Raw genomic sequence first — 25038 nt, 5'->3', positions numbered from 1 at the left:
CTACCCTTACTCCCATGTCGGCGGTGAGCAAGGTGTTCGTGGCCAGGTTAGTCGGATTGGCCGTCCTTGGCCCGGACGGTGAATCGATCGGGCGTGTGCGCGACGCGGTGATCTCGGTGCGGTTGCCCGGCCAACAGCCGCGCGCACTCGGACTCGCGGTGGAACTGACCACGCGGCGACGCATCTTCGTCCCGATGCTCCGGGTGACCTCGATCGAACCCAATGCGGTGACACTCAACACCGGAACGGTCAGCCTGCGCCGACTGCATCTGCGCCCCGGTGAGGCACTGGCGATCGGGCAGATCCTCGACACTCGGGTCCGCGTCGTCGACCCCGATCTGCCCGATCTCGCCGGAATCGATGTGCCCGTGGTCGACCTCGGCATCGAGCGCACCCGTACCCGCGACTGGGTGGTGGCCCGCGTCGCGGTGCGTTCCGGCCGACGGGGGCTGCGCCGCGGCGAGACCCACGTCGTGGAGTGGTCCAACGTGCACGGTATGACGCAGAGCAGCCTCGACCTGCCCGGACAGGGGGTGGCACAAGCCCTCCTGCAGTTCGAGGGCATGCGTGCCGCCGACGTCGCGAATGCGTTGCGCGAGTTGCCCGTCAAGCGTCGCGACGAGATCGCCTCGGCTCTCGACGACGAGCGCCTGGCCGACGTGCTGCAGGAGTTACCGCCCGACGATCAGAAGGATTTGTTGTCGCATCTGGAGCTCGATCGCGCCGTCGACGTGCTCGAGGCCATGGATCCCGACGATGCCGCCGACCTGCTCGGCGAGCTCTCCGACACCGAGGCCGAGTCGTTCCTGGCGCGCATGGACCCGGAGGATTCCGAGCCGGTTCGGCGACTGCTCACCCACTCCCCCGACACCGCCGGCGGACTGATGACCTCCGAGCCGATCATCGTCACCCCGGCGACCACGGTCGCCGAGGCGCTCGCGCGGATACGCGACCCCGACATCAATCCGGCCGCCGCGAGCCTGGTCTTCGTCGTCCGGCCACCGACCTCCACACCCACCGGAAAATACCTCGGCTGCGTGCACGTGCAGGCGCTGCTGCGGGAGCCACCCGCCAACATCGTGGGCGGCATCCTCGACACCGATCTCGCCCACCTACGACCGGAGGACTCCCTGGAGACCGTGACCCGCTACTTCGCAACCTACAACCTGGTGTGCGGGCCGGTCGTCGACGATCAGCACCACCTGCTCGGCGCGGTCAGCGTCGACGACCTCCTCGATCAACTGCTGCCGCGTGACTGGCGCGAGACCGAGCCGATCGACCAGCCCGACGAGGTGCGGTCGTGAGCGAACCCCGGGGCCGCAGGCTGGACACCCCCCGCGAGCGTCGACGTCCGGCCTTCAACCTCGACTCCGACGTCGTCGGCGTCTACAGCGAACGCATCGCCCGATTCCTCGGAACCGGCCGCTACCTCGCAATCCAGACCGTGATCGTGGTGGTGTGGATCGCCATCAACCTGTTCGCGGTCTCGCTTCGATGGGATCCCTACCCGTTCATCCTGCTCAATCTCGCCTTCTCCACCCAGGCCGCGTACGCGGCGCCGCTGATCCTTCTCGCGCAGAACCGGCAGGAGAACCGCGACAAGGTTGCGCTCGAGGAGGACCGCACCCGGGCCGCGCAGACCAAGTCCGACACCGAGTTCCTCGCCCGCGAGCTGGCGGCGGTGCGCCTGGCCGTCGGCGACACCGTCACCCGCGACTACCTGCGCAAGGAACTCGACGACCTGCTCGACGACCTCGTCGACCGGCTCGCCAACCGCGACCTCGACCAGCCGTCGGATCACGTCTCCCGACGAGGTGGCCCCGACCGGGCGTAACACCGCACCCGAGACCACCGACTACACGTTCGGGTCGGTCGTTCCCCGTATCAGGGTGATCCCCGGGTTCCAATCCCTGAGTTCACCGACTGGGACATCCGACCCATATGTATGGTGGACCACAGTGCCGGTCGGTTGCCGCTCGTGTCACCCACGGGACCCGGCCCGACCGCATCCGCTCTCTCGGGGGGCGACGACGGGTGGACGTTGACAACGGAGTGAACGACGTGACAGGGCAGACAGCGCGTACGGGGAGTACCAGCGCAGCGCGGCGCGGATCGATGGCGCGCACAGTGCGCACGGGACAAACCCACGACCACGGGGACCCGCGATGAGGGTGCCCCATCCCTTCCACCGGTCCCGCGGCCCGCATCGTGGTTCGATGCTGACCCGGCGAACGTTGTCGGTCGGCGCAGGCAGTCTCCTCGTCGGCGCGATGGTCTTGGGTGCGGCCACCTCGAGTGCCCACGACGGCGGTGGCATCCCACTCGCCGCGAACGTCCCGATCGATGTGGCGGGAGTCGCTGCCGCACAACCTGTTTCATTGCTGGGCTTTGCCCCTCCGGCGGCCCGTCCCGACGCTGCCGACGTGGCGCCGCAGTTCCGGTTGTCGGCGGATCTGCCGTCGGGGCCACTCGGCATCCCGGGAATCGTGCTGCAGGCATACAAACTCGCCGCCGACCGAGAGGCCTCCGAGAACGCGGCGTGCAAGATCCCGTGGTTCCTGCTCGCCGGCATCGGACGCATCGAGTCCAATCACGCCGACAATGGCGATGTCGACCAGTACGGAACCACCCTCGCCCCCATCGAGGGGCCGGTGCTCGACGGTTCACTGGCGGGCAACGAGGTCATCCGCAACGAGGACGGATCGCATGCGCGGGCGATGGGACCGATGCAATTCATCCCGAGCACCTGGGCCGCCTGGGGCAGCGACGGCAACGGAGACGGCAAGGCCGATCCCAACAACATCTTCGACGCCACCTACTCGGCGGCGCGCTATCTGTGCGCGGGCGTGTCCGACATCATGGCCGACAGCAACAAGGTCGCCGCGGTCATGCGATACAACCACTCCCTGGCGTACGCGCAGAACGTGCTGGCCTGGGCGGCGGCGTATGCCACCGGAGTGATGCCGACGACCCCGATCCCGGAGATGCGCCCGCCGTCGAGTTCGTCGTCGAGTTCCCCGTCCCGGCCGTCCGCCCCGTCGAGCGGTGCACCCTCATCGGGTCCCTCGGCCCCGTCGACGACCACCCCGACCCAACAGTGTCTCGGCATGATCTGTCTGCCACCGGGGATCACGCTGCCCGGTCAGCCACCCGCGCCGGCCCCGCGAGCGACCCCGCAGACCACCCCGCAGACCACCCCGGCTCGCTGATCGGACGAATGCCGACAACGCCTGACCGCGCCTGCACCAGGGGTCACTCCGACGGAGAGGTCATCACCGGCGGTTAAGCTGGCAGGTGATGACTACAGCAGTGACGCCCAACGAATCCGCGGTTCGCGCCGCCCTGTCCAAGGTGCGGGACCCGGAGATCGGCAAACCCATCACCGATCTCGGCATGGTGAAATCGGTGGCGGTCAACGACGACGCCAGTGTCGACGTCGCGGTGTACCTGACCACCTCGGGCTGCCCGATGCGCGGCGAGATCAGCGGCCGGGTGGAAACCGCGGTCTCCGACGTACCCGGGGTCGGCGAGGTGCGCGTGACCCTCGACGTGATGGACGACGAACAACGCTCCGAGCTCCGCAAGAAGCTGCGTGGCGACTCCGCCGAACCGGTGATCCCCTTCGCCCAGCCGGGATCGCTGACCCGCGTCTATGCCGTCGCCTCGGGCAAGGGTGGCGTCGGGAAGTCGTCGGTCACCGTCAATCTCGCCTGCGCGCTCGCCGAGCGCGGACTGTCTGTCGGGGTGCTCGACGCCGACATCTACGGCCACTCGGTGCCCCGAATGCTCGGCAGCGACGCCAAGCCCACCCAGGTCGAGAAGATGATCATGCCGCCGATCTCCCACGACGTGCGATTCATCTCGATCGGCCAGTTCACCAGCGGCAACACCCCGGTCACCTGGCGCGGGCCGATGCTACACCGGGCACTGCAGCAGTTCCTTGCCGACGTGTACTGGGGTGACCTCGATGTGCTGCTGCTCGACCTGCCGCCCGGCACCGGCGACGTCGCGATCTCGATCGCCCAGCTGATCCCGGGTGCGGAGATCCTGGTGGTCACCACCCCACAGCAGGCGGCCGCCGAGGTCGCCGAGCGCGCCGGTGCGATCGCCCTGCAGACCCGGCAGAAGATCCTCGGCGTCGTGGAGAACATGTCGTGGATGGAACTGCCCGACGGTACACGGATGGAACCCTTCGGTTCCGGTGGCGGCCAGACGGTCGCCGACCGGCTCACCCAGATGGTCGGCGCGCAGGTCGATCTCCTCGGTCAGGTGCCACTCGAACCGGCATTGCGGGAAGGCGGCGACTCGGGCACACCGGTCGTGCTCGCCGAGCCCGACTCCGCGTCCGGATCGGCGTTGCGTGCGATCGCCGACAAACTCGCGGTCCGTCGACGCGGCCTGGCCGGCATGAGTCTGGGCATCGACACCACTCGGCACTGACGTTCACCTGCCGACACTTCGTCGATCAGCGAATTATGTTGCGTCCCAATCGGAGACGTCGTGATGACCGCGTGCGGGCCGGTGTTCGGACGAGTCCGCGGCACTCGGCTTCCTCAGCGACGGCCCGGGCTCACCGACGGGACCGTCGGGCATGGGCTTGGATACAGGCTTGATCGGCGGGGTGTCGGTGGCCGACTTGAGTACCGAGCCGGCGTCGGTGAAGGTCTTGAAGACCGAGTCGTCGCCGTCGAGCAGGTGCTTGGTGATCATCGATTTCGGTGTCATACCGCGTAGCTCGTTGAGATCGGCGAGCGGTTTGCGGAGGTCGTCGAAGTCCGTACCGAAGTCGTTCTTGAGCTGATCGGTCGCGCCGGTCGCATACTCGCGAACCTTGCGCAGCGACTGCATCGTCCACGAAATCGCTCCGGGCAACCGCTCCGGTCCCAGGATGACGAGTCCAGCGACGATCAGGATGAAGATCTCTCCCCAACCCACACTGTCGAACATGGCACTTCCCCGCTCTCGCGCGTCCGCTGGTGGTGGACGTTCTCAGTCACTCGCGGGCGTCATCGTGCCCTCGAAGGTACGCCCGTCGCGCCAGTAGGTGAACTTGACCGGCTCCCCGATCTTCGCGGTGCGCACGGCGACGGTCAATTCGTCGGCACTTTCGATGGTGCGGCCGTTGAACGAGACGACCACGTCGTTCTCCCGCAGCCCGGCCTGGGCGGCCGGGCCGCCGGCCACCACGTTGCGGACCTGGGCGCCGAGCACCCTGTCGTTGCGGACGTCGCTGGCGTTCACGCCGATCTGCGGATGGTTGACCTTTCCGTCGCGGATCAGTGCCTGCGCGATGGGGACCGCCTCACCGATCGGGATGGCGAACCCGAGTCCGATCGAGCCACCGCCCGGGACGAGTCCGGCGGTGTTGATACCCACCACCTTGGCCTGGGCGTCGACGAGCGGACCGCCGGAATTGCCGGGGTTGATCGCCGCGTCGGTCTGGATGGCGTCGATGACGGCGTCGGTGTCGGACTCGGAGTCCGGACGCAGCGGCACCGCACGATGCAGGGCGCTGACGATACCGCTGGTCACGGTGCGATCCAGGCCCAGTGGCGAGCCAAAGGCCACGACCTCCTCACCGATCTGGAGGTCGTTGGAATCGCCGAGTTGGGCGACGGTGAGGTTGTCGACGTTGTCGACCTTGAGCACGGCCACATCCGTCTTGGGGTCACGTCCGACGATGCGGGCGGGCACCCGGTTGCGGTCGGAGAAGACGACCTCGAGTTTGGCGGTCCGGTCGGACGCGGCGAGTGAGATGACGTGGTTGTTGGTGAGGATGTAGCCGTTGCGATCGATGACGAAGCCCGACCCGGTGGCCGATCCATTGGACAGTCGCACGTCGACGGCGACCACCGACTTCTCCACGGCCTGCGCCACCCGGGCCACCGACGACCGCGGTGCGTCACCGTTGTCGTCGCCCTGGGTCGACAGTTCGACGGTGTTGCTGTTGAGCGGGGCCGCGACCTCCGCGGTGAACCTGCCCATCAGTCCACCGACGACGCCGATCAGCAGTGCGATCACGGCCAGCGCCGCCAGCGCGTGCCATGCGATCCGACGGCCGAGCAGGACCTCGCGGATGCCCAGCTTGGGGCCGGCGGCGGTGGGAATCGCGGGTGCGGATTCGGCGACCGCAGGCCGGGCCAGCGTCGCCGGGCTCTCCGGATCGCGCCACGGGTCGGCCGGCGGTGCGGGTTCGTCGGGAATGCCGTAGGTGGCCAGCGGGTCACGCTGCAATGTCTCGCCACTACCGTCGGGACGTCCGAAGGCCTCGGCGAGAACCGGATCCGGCGGACCGACGGCGGGTGCGGGACGGTCGGGTGCCGCCGCGCCGGGCGCGAAGGAGCCCGCCACTCCGGAGGGCCGACCGAAGACCTGAGCCGTCGCCGGGGAGACCGGGGCGTGCCGAACAACGCGAGCGGACCCGTCACCCTCGGAGGAGTTGCCGGGCGCGACACTCGCCTCGTTCACCGTCGGCGCCGACCACGGCATGACGGGCGCGTTCGAACCCGCGGCCGGCGCCGGTGAGGCAGCGGCCTGCGGGTGCTGTGCTTGCGGTGTCGCGGAGGCGGGGGTTTGGGGCTGAGAAGCGTCGGGCCGGGAGACGTCGGGCTGGGAAGCGTCGGGATCCACGTGTCAGCGGCTCCGCCAACGCTGCATGCGACCTCGGTTCGAGTCGTGGCCGGGCGAGTCGTGGCCGGGCAGGGGCGTGGGCTCGCCGGGCACGCGACCGGGATGGGTGCGGCGCAGGGCGCCACGCTCGGCACCGTCGACCGGTCGACTCCTGTCGCGATGATCGGTCATGTCGAACTCGCGAGTGGGGATCTGACTGAGCTGACCCAGCAAACCGGTCGGAATGGGCATGGTTCCCGAGGAACGCAAGCGGGTCCGAGCCGCGGTCTGGGCCTCGACTGCCGCGACACACTCGGGGCACAGAGCCAGGTGGTGGGTGGCACGCATGTGGGCGGTCATACCGAGTTCTTCGTCGACGTAGGCTGCGACCGCCTCGGGCGCCAGATGCTCGGTGGGTGCGAATCGCCGGTCTCGTGGAGCACTCGGCCGGCGGTTCGGGGTGAAGGACGAACGTGCGGGTGTCCAGGCCGCCGGATTCCAGGCGCGGCGTCGGCGAAGATTGTCCGGATGCTCGATCCGGTCGGTCGCCGAACTCGCGTCCGACCGTCGTTGTGGGTCGTCCATCATCGTGTTCATCACCCCTTCTCCCCCGTCGTGACCCCGGCTTTCGGCGGGGACGACGCCCCAGCCTACCGAAAGACCCAACGATTGCGCGGTCGGTGGGGTTCCCGGCGGACGACACGTCGATGAGGGTCGTCGGTGGTCTTCGGTGTGGTCGACGTCGATGTCGTACTCAGTGACCGACCGCGACCGAGCGGCGGTCGCTGTGGCCACGGGCGAGGAGGAAATCGCGGATGGTCTGACGTCCGCGGTGGATGCGGCTGCGTACGGTGCCGAGCTTGACCCCGAGGGTCGCTGCGATCTCCTCGTACGACAGTCCTTCGATGTCACACAGGACGACAGCCGCGCGGAACTCGGGACTCAGTGAGTCCAGGGCTGCCTGCAGATCGCCGTCGAGGTTCGCATCGGCGAAGATCTGCTGCGGGTCGGGTGTGTCGGCGGGCACGCGATCGTATTCCTCGGGCAGTGCCTCCATGCGGATCTTGTTGCGCCGACGAACCATGTCGAGAAAGAGGTTGGTGGTGATGCGGTGCAGCCAGCCCTCGAACGTTCCCGGACGATAGTTCGACAACGACCGGAAGACCCGGATGAACGTCTCCTGGGTTAGGTCCTCGGCGTCGTGCTGATTGCCGGACAGCCGGTAGGCGAGCCGGTAGACGCGATCGGCATGCTCGCGGACCAACTCATCCCATGACGGCATGAGCAAGTCGTTTCCGGTGGCATCGAATCCCGCGGTTCCGCCGGGGACAATGTCTGCGGACGCCTCGTGGTCGCTCATCGTGGGTGGCCGGTTCCCTTCTCACAAACCATCATCGCGGTGACGCCGGATGGATTCACCATACTGAACCGGACACCGGGTGGTGATATTCCCCCTGTATCCGATTCGATGCCCTCACCCTCTCCCATCGTGGTGTGGTCGCCGTATGAGGGCCCTGAGTGTTGTCTGAGGAAGCAAACCCCGAGGTGCGACGCGGCAATCCGGGCGTGCCGTCGGCTGTTTGCGCCCGGCATGTCTAACCTTGCGAGCATGACCGATACCCAGCCGAGCGACCCGCGGGTGGCACTGATCGACTATGCCGAGTCGGCGATCGTGGAGGACGATGCGCTCGTCGCCGCCCGTGCCCGCGGGATCGAACTCGGTGCGATTCCGGTGAGTCCGTCGGTCGGCGCACTGCTCGCGGTGCTCGCCCGGGCGGTCGATGCGCATGCGGTCGCCGAGATCGGTACCGGGACCGGGGTCAGCGGGTTGTGGTTGTTGGCCGGAATGGCGACCGACGGGGTGCTGACCACGATCGATCCCGAGCTCGAACATCATCAGGCCGCGCGTGCGTCGTTCGCCGGAGCAGATATCGCGCCGGGTCGGACACGGCTGATCAACGGCACCCCGCGCGATGTGTTGCCGCGACTGTCGGACAGCTCCTACGACCTGGTGTTCATCGACGGGCCGCGGCTGGACATGCCGCGATTCGTGACCGAGTCGGTGCGGATGCTGCGGCCCGGCGGGATGCTGGTCATCCACGACGCGGCAGCTCAGGGTGCGGTCGCCGATCCGACGCGCACCGATCCGATGACCGCCGCGGCCCGCGAGGCCGCGATGCTGGTGGCCGACGACGATCGGTTGTTGCCGGTGGTGATCCCGTTGGGCCCCGGGGTGCTCGCCGCGGCGAAGTCGCGATGAGATGACAGCGGCGAAGTCGCGATGGGTGACAGCGGCGAGGGCCCCGTCGGGTTCTCAGACGTCGGTCGAGAAGCGCAGACCGCCGTCGGGGATTTGGACGCCGGGCCATACTCGCGCGCCGCGCAGCAGTTCGCAGCGGGCGCCGACCTCGGCGCCGTCGCCGATGACGGTGTCGCGGATGAGGGCGCGCGGACCGATGCGAGCACCGAAGCCCACGATGCTGCGTTCGACGACCGCGCCGGCCTCGATGACGGCTCCGTCGAAGACGACAGCACCGTCGAGGCGGGCGCGGGGACCGATCTCGGCGCCTCGGCCGACGACCGTTCCACCGATGAGTACCGCTCCGGGCGCGACGCCCGCGCCCTCGTGGACGAGGGATTCGCCGTGGCGGTCACCGAGGGCCGGTGAGGGCGCGATGCCGCGGACGAGGTCGGCCGAGCCCCGCACGAAGTCCTCGGGGGTGCCCATGTCACGCCAGTAGGCGTGGTCGACGTAGGCGTGGATGTGCCGACCTTCGGCGAGCAGGCCGGGAAACACCTCGCGTTCGACCGACACCTCGCGACCTGCGGGGATGTCCTCGATGACCGAGCGACGGAAGACGTAGGTGCCCGCGTTGATCTGGTCGGTCGGCGGGTCCTGGGTCTTCTCGAGGAAGGCGGTGACGCGGCCGGTCTCGTCGGTCGGCACGGACCCGAAGGCGCGGGGGTCGGAGACCCGCACGAGGTGCAGGGTGACGTCGGCGTCGGACTCGCGGTGGGTGGCCACGACGTGACGGACGTCGGTGCCGCCGAGGACGTCACCGTTGAATACGACGATCGTCGACGCGGTCAGTTCGGGGAGCACGTTGCGGATACCGCCGCCGGTGCCCAGCGGCTCCTCTTCGGTGACGTACCGCATGTTGAGGTCGAGTTTGGAGCCGTCGCCGTAGTACTCGGAGAACACGTGGGCCTTGAACGACGTCCCGAGCACGACATCGCGGATGCCGGCCTTGCGGATACGTGAGAGGAGGTGGGTGAGGAACGGCAGTCCCGCCGTCGGCAGCATCGGCTTGGGTGCCGAGAGGGTGAGCGGTCGGAGTCGGGTCCCCTTGCCGCCGACGAGTACGACAGCCTGCACATCGGACATGTCGATGTCGGGGACATCGTCGGCGCTGACCGCGGGGTTGTTCACCGAGAACTGCATCACGGGGTGTTCCTCTCCGAATGTGGATGATCGTGGGACGACGTGGTGCGCGCTGCGGCGCGTACGGCCAGACGTGACCGCACCGCCAAACCGGCCCGTAATGCCCATCGCAGCGGTGCCTGCAACACCCCTGGATGACGGTCGGCCTGGAAGCGATAGGCACTGCGATGGTGAGCGGGCAGCATCGCCTCGGGACGTTTGTCGGCGCTGTGTCCCTTGGTGTGGACGACCTCGGCTCCGGGCACGTAGACGTTGAGCCAGCCGGCGCGGCCGAGGCGGTCGCCGAGGTCGACGTCCTCCATGTACATGAAGTAGCGCTCGTCGAATCCGGAGATCTCGTCGAAAGCGGTGCGGCGCACCAGAAGACACGATCCGGACAGCCAGCCGACCGGGCGTTCGCTGGGCTCGACGTCGTCGGCACGGTAGGCCGCGGTCCACGGATTGGACTTCCAGATGCCGCCGAGGAGCGCGTGTCCGGTGCCCGAGACGAGGTCGGGGACGCGCCGCGCGGAGGGGTAGACCGAGCCGTCCGGCTCGCGGATGAGGGGACCGAGCGCTCCGGCCCTCGGCCACCGTGCCGCCGCGGCGACGAGCTCGTCGATCGATCCCGGTGACCATTCGACGTCGGGGTTGGCGATCATGACGAATTCGACGTCGTCATCGAGTTCGGCGACCGCGCGGTTGATACCGCCCCCGTACCCGACGTTGCCGCCGCTGTGAATCAGCGTGACGTTGCTGTGCTCGCGTTCGGCGGCCTCGGGGGCGCCGTCACCGGATCCGTTGTCGGTGATCACCACGCGCGGCGACGAAGAGGTGGCGTGCGACAGACTGCGCAGGAAGGTCTGCAGGTGGTCGCCCGACCAATAGGTCACCGTCACCACGGCCAGCTTCGAGGTCACCGGGTCAGCGTAGCCAACCGTCGGGGTCTGTCCCATTCGTCCGGGCTGCGCGGCGCCCGCTGTGGTCGAGGTCACCGTACCCGCGCACCACCGGATCGAGTGGCGTCGACGCCGAGGGCATCGGCCAGCGCGGCCGACCACTCACGCAGCGGGGTGAGCCCGGCATCGCGCCACGAGCGCGGTGAGAGCACCGAATACGCGGGCCGGGGTGCGGGCCGCGGGAATTCGGCGGTGGTACACGGGCGCACCCGGTCCGGATCGGCGCCGACGCCTGCGAACACCGCGCGCGCCACCGCATACCAGGTGACCGCGCCGAGGTTGGTGGCGTGCAGAATCGCACCGGCAACCGGCGCATGGTGGCCGTGACGTACCAACTCCCAGAGTCCGGCGGCGAGGTCGGGGGCATAGGTGGGTGAGCCGACCTGATCGTCGACGACGGACACCGTGTCGCGGCTCTTCTCGAGACGACGCATCGTGCCGACGAAGTCGGGACTGTCGGGTCCGCCGGTGTAGACCCACGCGGTCCGCACGATCGTCGACGACGGGTCGGCGGCGAGTGCGGCGCGTTCACCGGCTCGCTTGGTCGCGCCGTACACGCTCGGCGGGGTGGTCTCGGGGTCGGTGTCGTCGGGCTCGAGGGGTTGCTCACGAATGCCGGTCCCGGCGAACACGTAGTCGGTGGAGACGTGGATGAGCCAGGCCGAGGCGGCCGCGGTGATCTCGGCGAGGATCCCGGGCGCGACGGCGTTGACCGCTGCAGCCTTCTCGGGATCGGATTCGGCCTGATCGACGGCGGTGTAGGCCGCGGTGTTGAGGATGACGTCGCCCGCACCCACCCCGGCGAGCGCGGAGCGAATGGCGGAGGGATCGGCGAGGTCGGCGTCGGCGGAGGTGAGCGGCACCAGGGCGATGTCCGCATCGGCCTGGGCACGCAGTGCGGTACCGAGTTGTCCCGCCGCGCCGAGTAACCACACCGTACCGACGGGGCGGGGTTCGGCCGGCCGCGGATCGCTCCCGGAATCGCTGCGCACGCGGTCAGTGTGCCCCGGTCGCGCGGCGGCCACCACTCCGGCGCACCCGGATGGGCAGGGGGTGTGGCGATCACCACTCGATCGGTGTCCGGGGAAGGTTTGTCCGTCCACGATCCCTCGGCGTGTGCGACGCCGAGTTCACCACCACCTTCAGTAGCCTTGGCGGACGTAAACCACATCAGAAACGCCTGACACTCAGGCAACTGCTGCCCCGCACGACGGCAGCCACGACCGCAAAGGACTGCCCACTCGTGGACTCCCGCCCCGATGGTGCGCGTAGGCGACCGGCCGGTCACACGCGTGGCGACGAGGTCCGCGCGCGCCGCCCCCGGACCGACGAGTCGGCGCCCGAACGCCCCCGTTCCCCGAGGGGCGAGCACTCCGACCGCGCACCGCGAGCCGACGGGACGCGGCGACGGCGCCCGGCCGACCCGGATCGCGCACGAGGTGCCCAGCAACGGTCGTCCGGCGAGATCCACACGCGCGCAAACGATTCGATCGACAGCGACCACCGCGAGCCCACCGAACGGCCGCGTCGTCGGCGTCCGCCGGGACAGCGCCCGGCACAGGGCCGGTCGGCGCCGACACCGAATGCGCAGGCGGCGAAGCCGAACGCGCAGCGGGCGACCGGCGCTGCGGCCCCCGGGAACCCCGCACCCGAGAAACCGGTCCGACGCAAGCCCCGCCCGACCGGTGCCGACCGACCCGCTCCCAAGCCGTCCGCCAGGACGACCACCGCTGCCGCACCCGACGCGTTGGTCGAACCGCAGACACCCGGGCCTCCCCCAGCGCCGCCCCGCGGGGGCGGAGTGCTGTCGGGCTGGCGCGGTGGACGCGCGGCGGCTCGCGGGCTGATCGCAGTGCTCTCCGTCATCGTGCTGGTGTGCACCGGGTACGCCTGGAGCAGCATCAACAACCTCGAGTCCGACATCACCAGACTCGGCGGCCTGGCACTCGGCGGGGCCGACGACGGCGCCACCGACATCCTGCTGGTCGGTACCGACTCGCGCACCGACGCCAAGGGCAACCCGCTCTCGGCCCAGGAATTACGGTGGCTGCGCTCGGGCGATGACATCTCCACCAACACCGACACCATCCTGCTGATCCGCGTTCCCAACGACGGGTCGTCGGCCACGGCGATCTCGATTCCCCGCGACTCCTATGTCGAGGTCCCGGGAATCGGGATGAGCAAGATCAACGCGGCCTACGGCACCACCCGAGAAGGCGTGCGGCGCAAGGCCGTCGAGGCCGGGCAGAGCGAGGCACAGGCCGAGCGGGAGGGCACTCAGGCCGGCCGTGAGGCACTGATCGACACCGTCGCCAACCTCACCGGCGTCCACGTCGATCACTACGCGGAGGTCGGCCTGCTCGGCTTCGTGCTGCTCACCAACGCCGTCGGCGGCGTGGACGTGTGTCTCAAGAACCCGGTGAACGAACCGTTCTCCGGTGCCCACTTCCCCGCCGGACGCCAAACCCTCAACGGCCCACAAGCATTGAGCTTCGTCCGGCAGCGCCACGACCTCCCGCGCGGCGACCTCGACCGGATCACCCGTCAGCAGGCGTACATGGCCTCCCTGACCCAGAAGATCCTGTCGGCAGGTACCCTGACCGACCCGACCAAGCTCAACCAGTTGCAGGCCGCGGTGTCGCGGTCGGTGGTCATCGACGACGACTGGGACGTCCTGACCTTCGCCGAGCAACTCAAGGATCTCAGCGGCGGTCGGGTCAAATTTGCGACGATCCCCATCGTCGACGACCACGGGTGGAGCGACGACGGGCAGCAGAGCGTCGTCACCGTCGACCCGGCAAAGGTCCGGGCCTACACCAGTTCCCTGCTCGATCCCTCCCGCAACACCGGACGCCCCGAGTACACCGTCGACGTCAACAACGCCGGCACGGTGGACGGACTGGCCAAGAACGTCGCGGGCATCCTGACCGCCAAGGGCTATCAGGCGGGCAAACTCCTCAGCGATCCGGGCAACGAGCGCGATTCGGTGGTCCTCGCGAAGACCGCCGACGATCCCGGTGCCCGCCTGCTCGCCAAGGATCTCGGCGGACTGAACGTCGCCGCCGATCCGACCCTCGGGGACCACGAGTTGCGGGCCGTGCTCACCAACACCTACAGCGGTCCCGGCTCGGTGTCGGACATCGGCGGCGGCTCGACGGGTGGCGACTCCGGCGGTGCCGGCGGCGGCACCGCGACCCCGGCGCCGAGTTCGGCGATCACCGCGGGCACCGACGGCCCGATGTGCGTCAACTGACCGGACCGGTGGCGACCCCGTCGATCTCGTCGGCCGAGCCCGACGAGACAATGAACCGATGACCGCCACCACCATCACCGCCGCCGTCTTCGAGGGCATCGACGACCACTCGCGTCCCGCGCTGACCTTCTACGACGACGCCACCGGCGAGCGCACCGAGCTCAGCTGGGCGACCCTGGGTAACTGGGCGGCCAAGACCGCCAACCTCCTCGTCGACGAAGTGCTGCTCGAGCCCGGCGATCCCGTCATCGTCGACCTTCCCGAACACTGGCAGACCGCGGGCATCCTGCTCGGCTGCTGGTGGGCCGGCGCCCGGGTGCACACCCGCGCCGAGGCAGACCAGTTCGGCGATGCCACGGTCGGATTCACCGATCGAGACCACGTCGATGCTCATCCCGATGTCGAAGACCTGATCGTCGCACCGCTCGACCCGTTCGCCATGCCGGTGCCCGGCCTGCCGCCCGGCGTCTCCGACTACGGCACCCGGGTACGCATCCACGGCGATCAGTTCACCGGACCGGCCCATGCCGGTGATGCCCTGGACGGCCGCACCACCTCCGAGGTGCTCGACGCCGCGCACGCGGCCGCCGCCGGCGCCGGCGCCGGGATCAGGCCCGGCGGCCGGGTGCTCTCCACTCTCGAATGGGCAAGCGCCACCGGCATTGTCGACCATTTCCTGGCGCCACTGTCGGTGGGTGCCGGATTGGTGTGGGTGGCCAATCCGGACGGCGACCAGTCCGCGCGCGCAGCCACCGAACGGGCCGAGGTCGTGCTGACCTGACACACGCGTGCCCGCCGTACGGCACAGTGGTCTCATGCAGCTGCCCGCCACCCTGGCCCGTATCAACAAACGCGTCACCAACCCCATCCAACGCCGATGGGCACCGCACCTCGCGCCATGGGCGATGGTTGAGCACACGGGACGACACTCCGGTCGCCGCTACGCCACCCCGGTGCTGGCCTGGGCCCGCGACGACACCCTCGCCGTCGTGCTGGCCTACGGTCGCGACACCGACTGGGTGCGTAACGTCCTCGCCGCCGGTGGCTGCAACATCACCCGGCGCGGCAAGCACTTCCATCTGGTGCGGCCCCGGATCATCCCGGCCGACTCCCCCGACGTCGTGCGCGGTGCGCGTCCGTTCGCCTCGGCGTTCTCCTGGGTCCTCATCGGCACCCTGGAGCCGGCATGACCGACGATTCGCTCGACGACTTCTCGGCAGCCGACGAGACCTACCTCGGCACGACGCGGCGGGTGTACCGCAAGGGCACCGGTCCGGCGGTGATCATCATCGCCGAGATCCCGGGCATCTCCCCGGAGGTGGCCGATTTCGCGCGGCGCGTCGTCGACATCGGTGCGACCGCGGTGATGCCGTCGGTCTACGGCGTCGACGGTCGGGATCCCTCCCCGGCCGCGCGCGGAACCGTCAGGGCCGCAGCGGAAATGGTCGGGACAATCGCCAAGGCGTGTATCTCCCGAGAGTTCTCGGTCCTCGCGACCGGCAAGACCTCGCCCATCGTCGACTGGTTGCGCGCGCTCGCCGCCGACGAGCACCGGCGCTGCGGCGGCGTCGGGGTCGGGGCGATCGGGATGTGTTTCACCGGCGGCTTCGCCCTCGGCATGGCCACCGACGAGCGACTGCTCGCCCCGGTGCTGGCCCAACCGTCGCTGCCGTTCGCGATCACGCCACACCGGGCTCGATCGATCGACGTCTCCGACGCCGACCTCGCCACCGTCGCCACCCGCTGTGCGGCCGGACTACAGGTGATGGGGGTACGTTTCGAGGGCGACCGGATGTCCCCACCGTCGCGATTCGAGAACCTGCGACGCCTACTCGGCGACGCATTCATCTCGATCGAGTTGCCCGACTCGGCGGCCAATCCGGAGTCGCCGATGCCGACGCCGCACGCGGCACTCACCGTCGATCTCGTCGACGAACCGGGAGAACTCACCCGCGACGCCCTCGATCAGGTTCTCGACTTCCTCACGCGCCGACTGCAACTCGAGCGCGGCCCGGAGTCACCGGGCTGAGTGGCCCCGGTCACAGGGGCGGCCGGCGCAGGCGCGGGGACCCCGCATATCAGTCGCCCAGCAGCTTCTGACGCAGGGCCGCGTCCTTGTCGAGGACCATCTGTTCGAGACCGGACTGGAACGCCGACATCCGTGCTCGCAGTGCGGCATCGGCGGCCCCGAGGATGCGGACCGCGAGCAGCCCCGCATTGCGGGCGCCGCCGATCGAGACCGTCGCCACCGGAACGCCGGCCGGCATCTGCACGATCGACAGCAACGAATCGAGACCGTCGAGATGACGCAGCGGCACCGGCACGCCGATCACCGGCAGCGGGGTCGCCGCGGCGACCATCCCCGGCAGGTGCGCGGCACCACCGGCACCGGCGATGATCACCTCGATGCCGGCGTCGGCGGCACCGGTCGCGTAGTCGAGCATCCGCTGCGGGGTGCGATGTGCCGAGACCACACCCACCTCGAACGGCACATCGAACTCGGCGAGCGCCTCGGCCGCGAGTTGCATTGTGGGCCAATCGGAGTCGCTGCCCATGATCAGGCCGACCCGGGCGCGGTGCACATCCGCCCGGGTGTCGTCGGCCCGGGTGTCGTCGGCCTGCGCCCCGCTCTCGGTCTGCTCGCTCATCAGTGCCCTTCCCATCCGTCGGTCCACACCGCGTGCGACATCCAGTGCGCCGCCCGCTCGGCACGCTCCCGAACCGTCGCGAGGTCGTCGTCGCGTGCCCCGACGATATTCACATGCCCGATCTTGCGGTCCGGCCGCTCCCCCTTGCCGTACAGGTGCACCTTGGCGTCGGGCATCCGCGCCATCAGGTGATGGAGTCGCTCGTCCATCGACATCGTCGGCGCATCCGGTGCCCCGAGAATGTTGGCCATCACGGTCAACGGCGCGCTCGGGGCGGTGTCGCCGAGCGGATAGTCACACACCGCGCGCAGATGTTGCTCGAACTGCGAGGTGACCGCCCCGTCCATGGTCCAGTGGCCGCTGTTGTGCGGGCGCATCGCGAGTTCGTTGACCAGCAGCGTGCCCTCGGCGGTCTCGAACAACTCCATCGCCATCACCCCGACCACGCCGAGTTCGCGGGCCAGCCGCAGCGCCATCTCCTGCGCCGCCGCGGCGAGATCGGCGTCGAGATCGGGAGCGGGCGCGAGCACCACCGCGCACTGCCCCTTGCGCTGGATGGTCTCCACCACCGGCCACGCAGCACCCTGGCCGAACGGCGATCGGGCGATCATCGCCGACAACTCGCGGCGCATGGCCACCTTCTGCTCGGCGATCAGATCCACCCCGGCGTCGAACTGCTCGTCGAAGACCGCCAGCGCGGCGTCGCGGTCGTCGAGAATCCACACCCCGCGACCGTCGTATCCGCCACGGACCGCCTTGAGCACGATCGACCAGTCATGCCGGTCACCGAAGTCGATGAGGCGCCCGCGCGCCAACCCGAGATCGCCGGCCAGATCCGCGAAGTCGGGCACCGGCAGACCCAGTTCCGACAGCCGGACGCGCATCGCCTGCTTGTCCTGCGCGAAGTGCAGGGCCTTCGACGGCGGCAACACCGACACCCCGTCGGCCTCCAATGCCTGCAGGTGGGCCAGCGGCACGCCCTCGTGGTCGAAGGTCAATGCCACCGCACCCGCGGCGGCGCGGCGCAGATCATCGAGGTCGTCATGCGAACCCAACACCACATCGGCACTGACCTGCGCGGCCGGATCGTCGGGACCGGCGGCCAGGACACGCAGGCACTGACCGAGCGCGATCGCCGCCTGATGGGTCATCCGGGCCAGCTGACCACCTCCGATCATGGTCACCGTCGGCATACCGGCGAAGCGGCCGCCGACACGCGCGGAATCAGGAGCGGGAGGGGTCGTCGGCGCGCCGGGATCGTCGGCAGCGCCACCGTCGGATGAGCTCACGCGCTCCATCGTGGCACGCCCGCCATGTCCGATGCATGACCGACCGGGAGAAGTCACCGGCCGCCGCGAGTCCTACACTCGACTCTTGTGCCGTTCATCGATGACGTGGTGGCCCGCCTGCCCGAGCCGGTCCGGCACCAGCTCATGCGGCACCACGAACTCATCAAGTTCGCACTCGTCGGTGGCACGACCTTCGTGTTCGACGCGGCCATCTTCTACACCCTGACGCTCACCGTCCTCGAGACCAAGCCCGTCATCGCCAAGATCATCTCGGGTGTGCTCGCCACCATCCTCAGCTACATCCTCAACCGTGAGTGGGCGTTCAAGAATCGCGGCGGGCGGGAGCGCGCGCACGAGGCCTTCCTGTTCTTCGTCATCAGCGGCATCGGCGTCGTCCTGCAGGCCGCGCCGCTGTGGGTGGCCAACAACCTCTTCGACATCCGGGCCAATCTGTCGACCACCGAACTCGTCGTGGTCGACTTCATCCTCGGCTTCCTCATCGGCAACGTGCTGCAGATGGCGTTCCGCTTCTGGGCGCTACGACGATTCGCCTTCCCCGAGGAGAACCTCCGCGGCGGCGACGCCGGCTCCACCGACCTGCATCCCAACGCCGACGAACTCAACGATGAGGAACTCGGTCATGCCTGAGGTGAGTGCCTGATCCGGATTCGTCGGTGGTCTCCGACCCCTGCGCCGCCGAGGGCACCACGATCGAGAACACCGGCGGACGCCGATGCGCGAGTTCGAGGCGTCCGCCGTCGGCCTCGACCAATGCCCGGGCCAGAGAGAGCCCGACGCCCGTTCCCGCCGGTCCGGTGCCACTGCCCGCGGAGAAGCCGCGTCGGAAGATCGATTGGGCGATGTCGTCGGCGACACCCTTGCCCTCGTCGGCGACGGTGATGCGCACCATGTCGCCGGCGAGCTCGCCGACGTCGATCCGGCACCGACCGGCGCCGTGCTGCAGGGCGTTGTCGACCAGGACGCTGACGGCCTCGCGCAGCCGCCCGGGCTGCGCGCTCAACGCACACACCGGCCCGCTGAAGGCAACGGTCACCTCCCGGCCCTGGGCGACGAAGGCGTTCTCGAAGTCGCCGACGAGCCGCGTCAACAACTCGGTGACATCGATCGACTGCATCGGCGCCGGGTCGTCACGCGACGCCGCGACCATCTCGTCGAGTTCGCCGGAGAGCCGCTCGACCTGATCGAGGGCGGCCTCGGCCTCCCCGACGACCGCCGGATCGTCGTGCAACGACAGTTCGTCGAGACGCAATTGGATCGCGGTAAGCCGGCTGCGCAGCTGATGTGACACGTCGCCGACGATCTCGCCCTCACGTTCGAGACGTAACGCGATCTCGGTGTTCGCGTCGCCGAGGGCGCGCGAGACCCGGTCGAGTTCGACGATCCCGTATGTTCGCCACTCCGAGCGGAAGTCGCCGCGCGCCATCGCGGTGGCCCGATGGGCGAGATCGATGACCGGGTCGGCGATGCGTCCCGCGGTGACCGCCGCGACGACGGTACCCGCGGCCAGCGACGAGGCCACTACGATCGTGACAATGCCGACCGCGGCGAGCTGATCGCCGCGGACGTCGTTGCGGGGGATCTCCAGGATCAGCGAGCCGGCATCACCGAGGCCGATGGAATCCGAGATCGTCGCGCCGTCGATCTCGGCGCCCACGGCACGGGTGGCCGAATGCCCGTCGGTGGCCACATAGGTCAGGATCAGACGGCCCTGATCGGGGATCAGCGATCGCAGCGGCGGCGAATCCAGTAGTGCCGGATCGAGCGTCGCATCGCGCCCGTCGTCGGTCCGGATGAGTTGGTCCGAGATCGACTTGAGCCGGCTGTCGAGGGTCTGGTGGGCACTGTCGGCAACCCACCACCACGCGATCACCGACAGCGGAATGCCCAGTGCGGCACCGACCGCCAACAACATGGCGATCATCGTGTACAGGATGCGACGGCGCATGGAAGGGCCGCCGGTTACGGATCGAAGCGGAAACCGACGCCCCGCACGGTGACGATGTGGCGCGGGCGGTCGTGCCGGTCGTCGCCGATCTTGCGACGCAACCAGGAGATGTGCATGTCGAGGGTCTTCGACGACCGCAGATCCGCCGAACCCCACACCTCCGTGAGGATCTCGTCGCGGCCGACGACCTGCCCGGCGCGTTCCATCAGGAACCGCAGCAGATCGAATTCGCGGTTCGCCAACACCAGGTCGGTGCCGTTGAGCGTCGCCCGACGCGCCCGGGCATCCAACCGGAGATCGCCACCCTCGAGGACGACGTCATCGGGAGTCTGGCTGCGGCGCAACAGCGCTCGCACACGCGCGAGCAACTCGGCGAGCCGGAAGGGTTTACCGACGTAGTCGTCGGCGCCGGCGTCGAGCCCCACCACGAAGTCCACCTCGTCGGTGCGGGCGGTCAGCATCAGCACCGCGAGTTCGGGCTGTTCGACCCGCACCCGCCGACACACCTCGAGCCCGTCGATCTCGGGCAGCCCGAGATCGAGGATGAGCAGTTCGAACCGGCCGTCGGCAACCCGCTCGAGGGCCTGCGTCCCGGTGCCCACGACCTCGCAGCCGTATCCCTCGCGGGCCAGCGCGCGAGCCAGCGGTTCGGCGATGGCCGCATCGTCCTCGGCCAACAACACGTCGGTCATCGGCGTCTCCCCCATCTGCCGTGTCCGGCGTCGGTGCCGTGGGTCGCGCCCACATCGGCGCCGCCCATCCGAGTGTCGTCATCGAAGCGCTCGTCGTCGGGATCCGGATCGTCGGTCACCTCGAGCACCTCGTGGTAGAGCAGCGCGTGCACCCGCTCGACCTGGGGGATGTCGTCGAACGCCAACGGCTCGTCGGAGGCCGATTCGATGAGCAACGTCCCGGTACGCAGCAACCGATCGATCGGCCCGTGCCGGAACTCGACGGTGTTGATGCGCCGGATCGGGATGTCGATCCCCGATCGCGTGAGGATGCCGTGCCGGAAGATCACCCGGCGGTCGGTCAGCACGAAATGGGTGGTCTTCCAGGAGATCAAGGGCCGCAGGAAGAACCAGATCGTCGCGGCCGCCCACAGCACCGCCACGGCGACGTAGGCGATCAGGGCCCCGGTCCCGGTTAACGACGACGCGTTCACCAGCCCGGCGAGCAGGCCGGCGATCGCGGTCGCGAGGATGAACAACAGGAACGGACCGAGCAGACACTTCCAGTGCGGATGTCGGTGCAGGACGATCCGCTCGCCGGGTGCGAGGTTCTCCCGCGGATATGCCATGGCAGCAAGCATAGGCCGAGCGGCTGTCAACTCCGCCCGCTCGCCGCGGTCGCACTCGGGCCCTGTCCGATCTCGGTAGAATGACGCAGACCACAGCGACGAGAGGTTCAGGAGCTTTCATGACCTATCGCGATCCCCGGGATCCCCGCACCGCGAAGTACGAGCCCGGATACGCGCCGGAGTCGCGTGCCTACAGCCAGCAGGATCCGACGTATTACCAGGACCCGGGCCATGCCGGGCAGGGCTATCAGCACACCGGATACCAGGACCCCGGCTACGCGCAGCAGCCCCCGGGCCGGGCCGCGCGCCCGCGCCGCACCATCGGACCCGACATCAACGTGGGGATGTTCGTCGGCGGCATCGTGATGACCGGCGTCGTCACCGGCCTGGCCGCCTGGCTGGTCGCCTGGATCATTCGGGCGATCGTCGAGCGGGTGAATGCCGCGGGCAAGTTCGGCGTGTGGAATCCGGTGGCGCAGGACGAGTTCTGGTTCGCCATCGTCGGCTTTCTCACCGCGCTGGCCGCCGGCGCGCTGTGGTACGTGCTGCAGGTCATCACACCGTCGCCGGACCAGTTCTTCCGGTGGGTGGTCGGTCTGCTGATCGCCGCCGCGGTGATCATCCCGCTCGTGCTCTCGGCGCAGTTCTCGGTCGGCCTGGGTACTGCGGTGATGCACCTGGTGATCGGGTTGCCGATCTTCTCGCTCGTACCGGCGATGGGCCACAAATCCCGCAGTACCCGCTGACGTGTGCGCCGAGTGTCCGGCGCACACGCTCAGTCCGTGACGGGACGAAGGTGCACCACGTCACCCGCCGCCGCGGTGAAGCGTTCTCCCCCGTCGCGTTCGATGACGATGCGCCCGTTGTCGTCGACGTCGACGGCCTGCCCGACGATCTCGGTGTCGCCGGGTAGCAGTAGCCGCACGCGGCGCCCCAAGGTGTCGCAGCGCTGCCGGTAGGTCTCGGCGATCGCATCGAGTCGGTCGGGCCACCCCTGCTCGTCCAGCGCGCGCAGATACTCGATGGCCAGACCGGCCAGGTCGTCGACGCCGAGTTCACGGCAGGTTTCGATCCGCAGGCTGGTCGCCGTCGGAACGGGCAGGTCATCGGAGGTCAGGTTGGTGTTGAGTCCGGTGCCCACGACGACGACCCCACCGTCGGAGGAGGTCACGTATTCGGCGAGGATGCCCGCGATCTTGCGATCGTCGATCAGTACGTCGTTGGGCCACTTGAGCACCGGCCGCTGCCCGCTGTGCCGCTCGATCGCGGTCGCGGTTGCGATCCCGGTCGCGAGCGACAGCCAGCCCAACTGTTCGGTGTGCGCACCCACCGGCACCACCGCCGAGATGGCGAGCTGAGCACCGGCGGGCGCCGACCAGGTCCGCGCCCGACGCCCGCGCCCTGCGGTCTGGTCGGTGGTGATGCGCACCGTGCCCACGAGATCGGACTCGCCGGCGCGCGCGGCGAGGTCGGCGTTGGTCGAACCGGTCGAGTCGACCACCTCGACCCGTCGCCAGATGGTGTCGGCGAGATCGGTGGTCCGGGCGTCGATGGCCGACTGCAGACCGTGCACGGGAGACGTCGCTGGAGTGTTCATGACCACTGAGCCTACGACTGAGACCCACATCACCGCAGGTAGCCGACCGATCGCTCGGAAACATGAGGAATCTCTCACATTGGGGCAGTTGACGGGGCGCGCCACGATCTGGCTAGCATCGACGTTCATGACCACTGCTTCGTCCGATTCCGGCGCCGCGCCAGACATTCACACGACGGCCGGAAAGCTCGCCGATCTGCGTCAGCGACTCTCCGAGACCCAGCATCCGGTCGGCGAGGCCGCGGTCGAGAAGATCCACTCGCGGGGCAAGCTCACCGCCCGCGAGCGCATCACCCATCTCCTCGACGACGGCTCGTTCGTCGAACTCGACGCACTCGCCCGCCACCGCAGCACCAACTTCGGGCTCGCCGAGCGCCGCCCGCTCGGCGACGGCGTGGTGACCGGCTACGGCACCATCGACGGCCGCGAGGTCTGCGTGTTCTCCCAGGACGTCACCGTCTTCGGCGGGAGCCTCGGCGAGGTCTACGGCGAGAAGATCGTCAAGGTCATGGATCTCGCGATCAAGACCGGCCGTCCGCTGATCGGTATCAACGAGGGCGCCGGCGCCCGCATCCAGGAGGGCGTGGTCTCGCTCGGTCTCTACGGCGAGATCTTCCACCGCAACGTGCGCGCCTCGGGCGTCATCCCGCAGATCTCACTGATCATGGGCGCGGCGGCCGGCGGCCACGTGTACTCCCCGGCGCTGACCGACTTCGTGGTGATGGTCGACCAGACCAGCCAGATGTTCGTCACCGGCCCCGACGTCATCAAGACCGTCACCGGCGAGGACGTCACCATGGAGGACCTCGGTGGCGCCAACACCCACATGACGAAATCCGGTGTGGCCCACTACGTCGCCTCCGACGAGGAGGACGCCCTCGACTACGTCAAGGAACTGCTGGGCTACCTGCCGAGCAACAACCGGGCCGACGCTCCCCGACTGCCGGTCGCCGCACCCGCCGCCGGATCCATCGAGGACACCCTCACCGACGAGGACCTCGAACTCGACACGCTGATCCCGGATTCGCCGAATCAGCCCTACGACATGCACGAGGTCATCCGCCGCATCCTCGACGACGACGAGTTCCTCGAGGTCCAGGCCGAGCGCGCGACGAACATCATCATCGGTTTCGGACGCGTCGACGGACGCAGCGTCGGCATCGTGGCCAATCAGCCGACCCAATTCGCCGGGTGCCTCGACATCAACGCCTCGGAGAAGGCCGCCCGCTTCGTGCGGACCTGCGACGCCTTCAACATCCCGATCGTCACCCTCGTCGACGTTCCGGGCTTCCTGCCCGGCACCGATCAGGAATACAACGGCATCATCCGCCGCGGCGCCAAACTGCTCTACGCCTACGGGGAGGCGACCGTCGGCAAGATCACGATCATCACCCGCAAGGCCTACGGCGGCGCGTACGACGTGATGGGGTCCAAGCACATGGGCGCCGACGTCAATCTCGCCTGGCCCACCGCACAGATCGCCGTGATGGGCGCCTCCGGCGCCGTCGGCTTCGTCTATCGCAGCCGCCTCAAGGAGGCCGAGGCCAACGGGGACGACGTCGACGCGTTGCGCCTCGAACTCCAGCAGGAGTACGAGGACACCTTGGTGAACCCGTATGTCGCGGCCGAGCGCGGCTACGTCGACGCCGTCATCCCGCCGAGCCATACCCGCGGTCAGATCGCCACCGCCCTGCGCCTGCTCGAGCGCAAGATGGTCACCCTGCCGCCCAAGAAGCACGGGAACATCCCGCTGTGAGCGCCTCGGAGCAGACCGGAGCAGAGAGTTCGGAAGCCCCGGCGAAGCCGTTCCTCACCGTCGTACGCGGCAATCCGACCGACGAGGACGTGGCCGCGTTGGTCGCCGTTCTCGCCGCCGCGTCCTCCGGTGGCGGCGGGGAGCAGACCCCCGCGATCCGCGACGACTGGGGCAGCGCGATCGATCGGCTCCGCCCGCAATGGGGTGGGCCGGGTAGCTTCACCAACTTGCGATACTGAT

General features: G+C 68.9%; 26 protein-coding genes. 13 read left to right on the top strand and 13 right to left on the bottom strand.

What is annotated here, in order from left to right; translation table 11 throughout:
- Positions 1-14: 14 nt before the first annotated feature.
- The 4 genes from J6U32_RS12530 (at position 15) to J6U32_RS12515 (ending at position 4440) form a co-directional block, all read left to right on the top strand.
- Positions 15-1304 (top strand): magnesium transporter MgtE N-terminal domain-containing protein, encoded by a 1290-nt coding sequence (locus J6U32_RS12530; RefSeq protein WP_079929308.1) that lies wholly within the window; start codon positions 15-17, stop codon positions 1302-1304.
- Positions 1301-1834: a DUF1003 domain-containing protein gene (locus J6U32_RS12525; protein WP_079929307.1), complete on the top strand. Its 534-nt coding sequence runs from the start codon at positions 1301-1303 to the stop codon at positions 1832-1834. Before J6U32_RS12530 ends, J6U32_RS12525 begins: the two co-directional genes overlap by 4 nt.
- Before the next feature lie 331 nt (positions 1835-2165).
- On the top strand, positions 2166-3209 hold the full coding sequence (locus J6U32_RS12520) for a lytic transglycosylase domain-containing protein (protein ID WP_208795726.1): 1044 nt from the start codon (positions 2166-2168) through the stop codon (positions 3207-3209).
- Between the two features lie 88 nt (positions 3210-3297).
- Positions 3298-4440, top strand: a complete 1143-nt coding sequence (locus J6U32_RS12515; RefSeq protein WP_208795725.1) for an Mrp/NBP35 family ATP-binding protein — start codon at positions 3298-3300, stop codon at positions 4438-4440.
- A 33-nt stretch (positions 4441-4473) separates the two neighbouring features.
- Here J6U32_RS12515 and tatB read toward each other — a convergent pair whose 3' ends face one another.
- The 4 genes from tatB to sigE all read right to left on the bottom strand — a co-directional run bounded on the left by tatB (position 4474) and on the right by sigE (position 7969).
- Complete coding sequence (gene tatB / locus J6U32_RS12510) at positions 4474-4947, bottom strand: Sec-independent protein translocase protein TatB (RefSeq protein WP_014359597.1); 474 nt, start codon at positions 4945-4947, stop codon at positions 4474-4476.
- Positions 4948-4989: 42 nt separating this feature from the next.
- Positions 4990-6630, bottom strand: a complete 1641-nt coding sequence (locus J6U32_RS12505; RefSeq protein ID WP_208795724.1) for a S1C family serine protease — start codon at positions 6628-6630, stop codon at positions 4990-4992.
- 3 nt (positions 6631-6633) lie between these two features.
- A complete protein-coding gene (locus tag J6U32_RS12500; protein ID WP_208795723.1) occupies positions 6634-7206 on the bottom strand; it encodes a hypothetical protein in 573 nt (190 codons plus the stop codon).
- Positions 7207-7363: 157 nt separating this feature from the next.
- Positions 7364-7969: an RNA polymerase sigma factor SigE gene (gene sigE / locus J6U32_RS12495; protein ID WP_208795722.1), complete on the bottom strand. Its 606-nt coding sequence runs from the start codon at positions 7967-7969 to the stop codon at positions 7364-7366.
- Positions 7970-8218: 249 nt separating this feature from the next.
- On the opposite strand from sigE, the gene J6U32_RS12490 reads away from it, so the two are divergent.
- Complete coding sequence (locus J6U32_RS12490) at positions 8219-8869, top strand: O-methyltransferase (RefSeq protein ID WP_208795721.1); 651 nt, start codon at positions 8219-8221, stop codon at positions 8867-8869.
- Between the two features lie 54 nt (positions 8870-8923).
- Here the strand turns inward: J6U32_RS12490 and J6U32_RS12485 are convergent, their stop codons facing one another.
- The 3 genes from J6U32_RS12485 to rfbD form a co-directional block, all read right to left on the bottom strand.
- Positions 8924-9994: a sugar phosphate nucleotidyltransferase gene (locus tag J6U32_RS12485; protein ID WP_231387033.1), complete on the bottom strand. Its 1071-nt coding sequence runs from the start codon at positions 9992-9994 to the stop codon at positions 8924-8926.
- 56 nt (positions 9995-10050) lie between these two features.
- Positions 10051-10950: a glycosyltransferase family 2 protein gene (locus tag J6U32_RS12480; protein WP_208795720.1), complete on the bottom strand. Its 900-nt coding sequence runs from the start codon at positions 10948-10950 to the stop codon at positions 10051-10053.
- 71 nt (positions 10951-11021) lie between these two features.
- Positions 11022-11981: a dTDP-4-dehydrorhamnose reductase gene (gene rfbD / locus J6U32_RS12475; RefSeq protein ID WP_208795719.1), complete on the bottom strand. Its 960-nt coding sequence runs from the start codon at positions 11979-11981 to the stop codon at positions 11022-11024.
- Between the two features lie 251 nt (positions 11982-12232).
- On the opposite strand from rfbD, the gene J6U32_RS12470 reads away from it, so the two are divergent.
- Genes J6U32_RS12470 through J6U32_RS12455 form a run of 4 tightly spaced genes read left to right on the top strand, consistent with a single transcriptional unit; the run spans position 12233 to position 16271 of the window.
- Positions 12233-14242: an LCP family protein gene (locus tag J6U32_RS12470; protein ID WP_244332841.1), complete on the top strand. Its 2010-nt coding sequence runs from the start codon at positions 12233-12235 to the stop codon at positions 14240-14242.
- 58 nt (positions 14243-14300) lie between these two features.
- On the top strand, positions 14301-15023 hold the full coding sequence (locus tag J6U32_RS12465; protein ID WP_208795718.1) for a TIGR03089 family protein: 723 nt from the start codon (positions 14301-14303) through the stop codon (positions 15021-15023).
- A gap of 34 nt (positions 15024-15057) precedes the next feature.
- Positions 15058-15432, top strand: coding sequence for a nitroreductase family deazaflavin-dependent oxidoreductase (locus J6U32_RS12460; protein WP_208795717.1), 375 nt, complete (start codon positions 15058-15060; stop codon positions 15430-15432).
- On the top strand, positions 15429-16271 hold the full coding sequence (locus J6U32_RS12455) for a dienelactone hydrolase family protein (protein WP_208795716.1): 843 nt from the start codon (positions 15429-15431) through the stop codon (positions 16269-16271). The genes J6U32_RS12460 and J6U32_RS12455 overlap by 4 nt, the downstream gene beginning before the upstream one ends.
- A gap of 49 nt (positions 16272-16320) precedes the next feature.
- On the opposite strand, the gene purE is transcribed toward J6U32_RS12455, so the two are convergent.
- Positions 16321-16890, bottom strand: coding sequence for a 5-(carboxyamino)imidazole ribonucleotide mutase (purE, locus tag J6U32_RS12450; RefSeq protein WP_338837610.1), 570 nt, complete (start codon positions 16888-16890; stop codon positions 16321-16323).
- Positions 16890-18188 carry a 5-(carboxyamino)imidazole ribonucleotide synthase gene (locus tag J6U32_RS12445; protein WP_425324127.1) on the bottom strand — a complete coding sequence of 433 codons (1299 nt, stop codon included), beginning with the start codon at positions 18186-18188 and terminating at the stop codon, positions 16890-16892. Before J6U32_RS12445 ends, purE begins: the two co-directional genes overlap by 1 nt.
- Positions 18189-18266: 78 nt before the next feature.
- Here J6U32_RS12445 and J6U32_RS12440 point away from each other — a divergent pair, with 78 nt between their 5' ends.
- Positions 18267-18827: a GtrA family protein gene (locus J6U32_RS12440; RefSeq protein WP_208795715.1), complete on the top strand. Its 561-nt coding sequence runs from the start codon at positions 18267-18269 to the stop codon at positions 18825-18827.
- On the opposite strand, the gene J6U32_RS12435 is transcribed toward J6U32_RS12440, so the two are convergent.
- Genes J6U32_RS12435 through J6U32_RS12425 form a run of 3 tightly spaced genes read right to left on the bottom strand, consistent with a single transcriptional unit; the run spans position 18799 to position 21445 of the window.
- Positions 18799-20145, bottom strand: coding sequence for a sensor histidine kinase (locus J6U32_RS12435; protein ID WP_208795714.1), 1347 nt, complete (start codon positions 20143-20145; stop codon positions 18799-18801). The two genes, J6U32_RS12440 and J6U32_RS12435, sit on opposite strands and share 29 nt — an antisense overlap.
- Positions 20146-20159: 14 nt before the next feature.
- The gene (locus J6U32_RS12430; protein ID WP_026920209.1) at positions 20160-20837 is read right to left on the bottom strand and encodes a response regulator transcription factor; all 678 of its coding nucleotides are present in this window, start codon (positions 20835-20837) and stop codon (positions 20160-20162) included.
- A complete protein-coding gene (locus tag J6U32_RS12425; RefSeq protein ID WP_208795713.1) occupies positions 20834-21445 on the bottom strand; it encodes a PH domain-containing protein in 612 nt (203 codons plus the stop codon). Before J6U32_RS12425 ends, J6U32_RS12430 begins: the two co-directional genes overlap by 4 nt.
- Before the next feature lie 119 nt (positions 21446-21564).
- Here J6U32_RS12425 and J6U32_RS12420 point away from each other — a divergent pair, with 119 nt between their 5' ends.
- Positions 21565-22191 (top strand): hypothetical protein, encoded by a 627-nt coding sequence (locus J6U32_RS12420; protein WP_208795712.1) that lies wholly within the window; start codon positions 21565-21567, stop codon positions 22189-22191.
- A gap of 29 nt (positions 22192-22220) precedes the next feature.
- On the opposite strand, the gene J6U32_RS12415 is transcribed toward J6U32_RS12420, so the two are convergent.
- Positions 22221-23048 (bottom strand): biotin--[acetyl-CoA-carboxylase] ligase, encoded by an 828-nt coding sequence (locus J6U32_RS12415; RefSeq protein ID WP_208795711.1) that lies wholly within the window; start codon positions 23046-23048, stop codon positions 22221-22223.
- A gap of 121 nt (positions 23049-23169) precedes the next feature.
- On the opposite strand from J6U32_RS12415, the gene J6U32_RS12410 reads away from it, so the two are divergent.
- Positions 23170-24798: an acyl-CoA carboxylase subunit beta gene (locus tag J6U32_RS12410; protein ID WP_208795710.1), complete on the top strand. Its 1629-nt coding sequence runs from the start codon at positions 23170-23172 to the stop codon at positions 24796-24798.
- A complete protein-coding gene (locus J6U32_RS12405; RefSeq protein ID WP_208795709.1) occupies positions 24795-25037 on the top strand; it encodes an acyl-CoA carboxylase subunit epsilon in 243 nt (80 codons plus the stop codon). Before J6U32_RS12410 ends, J6U32_RS12405 begins: the two co-directional genes overlap by 4 nt.
- Position 25038: the final 1 nt, after the last annotated feature.

Origin of the sequence: Gordonia polyisoprenivorans (genome assembly GCF_017654315.1) — a bacterium.
GTDB classification, from domain to species: domain Bacteria; phylum Actinomycetota; class Actinomycetes; order Mycobacteriales; family Mycobacteriaceae; genus Gordonia; species Gordonia polyisoprenivorans_A.
This window is presented reverse-complemented; position numbering and strand designations above follow the sequence as displayed.

What these genes read in the sequence shown, in the direction of transcription:
- tatB (WP_014359597.1), bottom strand. Translation starts at nt 4,947, where the DNA reads ATGTTCGACAGTGTGGGTTGGGGAGAGATCTTCATCCTGATCGTCGCT.
- J6U32_RS12435 (WP_208795714.1), bottom strand. Translation starts at nt 20,145, where the DNA reads ATGCGCCGTCGCATCCTGTACACGATGATCGCCATGTTGTTGGCGGTC.
- J6U32_RS12490 (WP_208795721.1), top strand. Translation starts at nt 8,219, where the DNA reads ATGACCGATACCCAGCCGAGCGACCCGCGGGTGGCACTGATCGACTAT.
- J6U32_RS12420 (WP_208795712.1), top strand. Translation starts at nt 21,565, where the DNA reads ATGACCTATCGCGATCCCCGGGATCCCCGCACCGCGAAGTACGAGCCC.
- J6U32_RS12500 (WP_208795723.1), bottom strand. Translation starts at nt 7,206, where the DNA reads ATGAACACGATGATGGACGACCCACAACGACGGTCGGACGCGAGTTCG.
- J6U32_RS12445 (WP_425324127.1), bottom strand. Translation starts at nt 18,188, where the DNA reads ATGGAGCGCGTGAGCTCATCCGACGGTGGCGCTGCCGACGATCCCGGC.
- J6U32_RS12460 (WP_208795717.1), top strand. Translation starts at nt 15,058, where the DNA reads ATGCAGCTGCCCGCCACCCTGGCCCGTATCAACAAACGCGTCACCAAC.
- J6U32_RS12530 (WP_079929308.1), top strand. Translation starts at nt 15, where the DNA reads ATGTCGGCGGTGAGCAAGGTGTTCGTGGCCAGGTTAGTCGGATTGGCC.
- J6U32_RS12465 (WP_208795718.1), top strand. Translation starts at nt 14,301, where the DNA reads ATGACCGCCACCACCATCACCGCCGCCGTCTTCGAGGGCATCGACGAC.
- J6U32_RS12430 (WP_026920209.1), bottom strand. Translation starts at nt 20,837, where the DNA reads ATGACCGACGTGTTGTTGGCCGAGGACGATGCGGCCATCGCCGAACCG.
- purE (WP_338837610.1), bottom strand. Translation starts at nt 16,890, where the DNA reads ATGAGCGAGCAGACCGAGAGCGGGGCGCAGGCCGACGACACCCGGGCC.
- J6U32_RS12520 (WP_208795726.1), top strand. Translation starts at nt 2,166, where the DNA reads ATGAGGGTGCCCCATCCCTTCCACCGGTCCCGCGGCCCGCATCGTGGT.
- J6U32_RS12410 (WP_208795710.1), top strand. Translation starts at nt 23,170, where the DNA reads ATGACCACTGCTTCGTCCGATTCCGGCGCCGCGCCAGACATTCACACG.
- J6U32_RS12485 (WP_231387033.1), bottom strand. Translation starts at nt 9,994, where the DNA reads ATGTCCGATGTGCAGGCTGTCGTACTCGTCGGCGGCAAGGGGACCCGA.
- sigE (WP_208795722.1), bottom strand. Translation starts at nt 7,969, where the DNA reads ATGAGCGACCACGAGGCGTCCGCAGACATTGTCCCCGGCGGAACCGCG.
- J6U32_RS12455 (WP_208795716.1), top strand. Translation starts at nt 15,429, where the DNA reads ATGACCGACGATTCGCTCGACGACTTCTCGGCAGCCGACGAGACCTAC.
- J6U32_RS12425 (WP_208795713.1), bottom strand. Translation starts at nt 21,445, where the DNA reads ATGGCATATCCGCGGGAGAACCTCGCACCCGGCGAGCGGATCGTCCTG.
- J6U32_RS12515 (WP_208795725.1), top strand. Translation starts at nt 3,298, where the DNA reads ATGACTACAGCAGTGACGCCCAACGAATCCGCGGTTCGCGCCGCCCTG.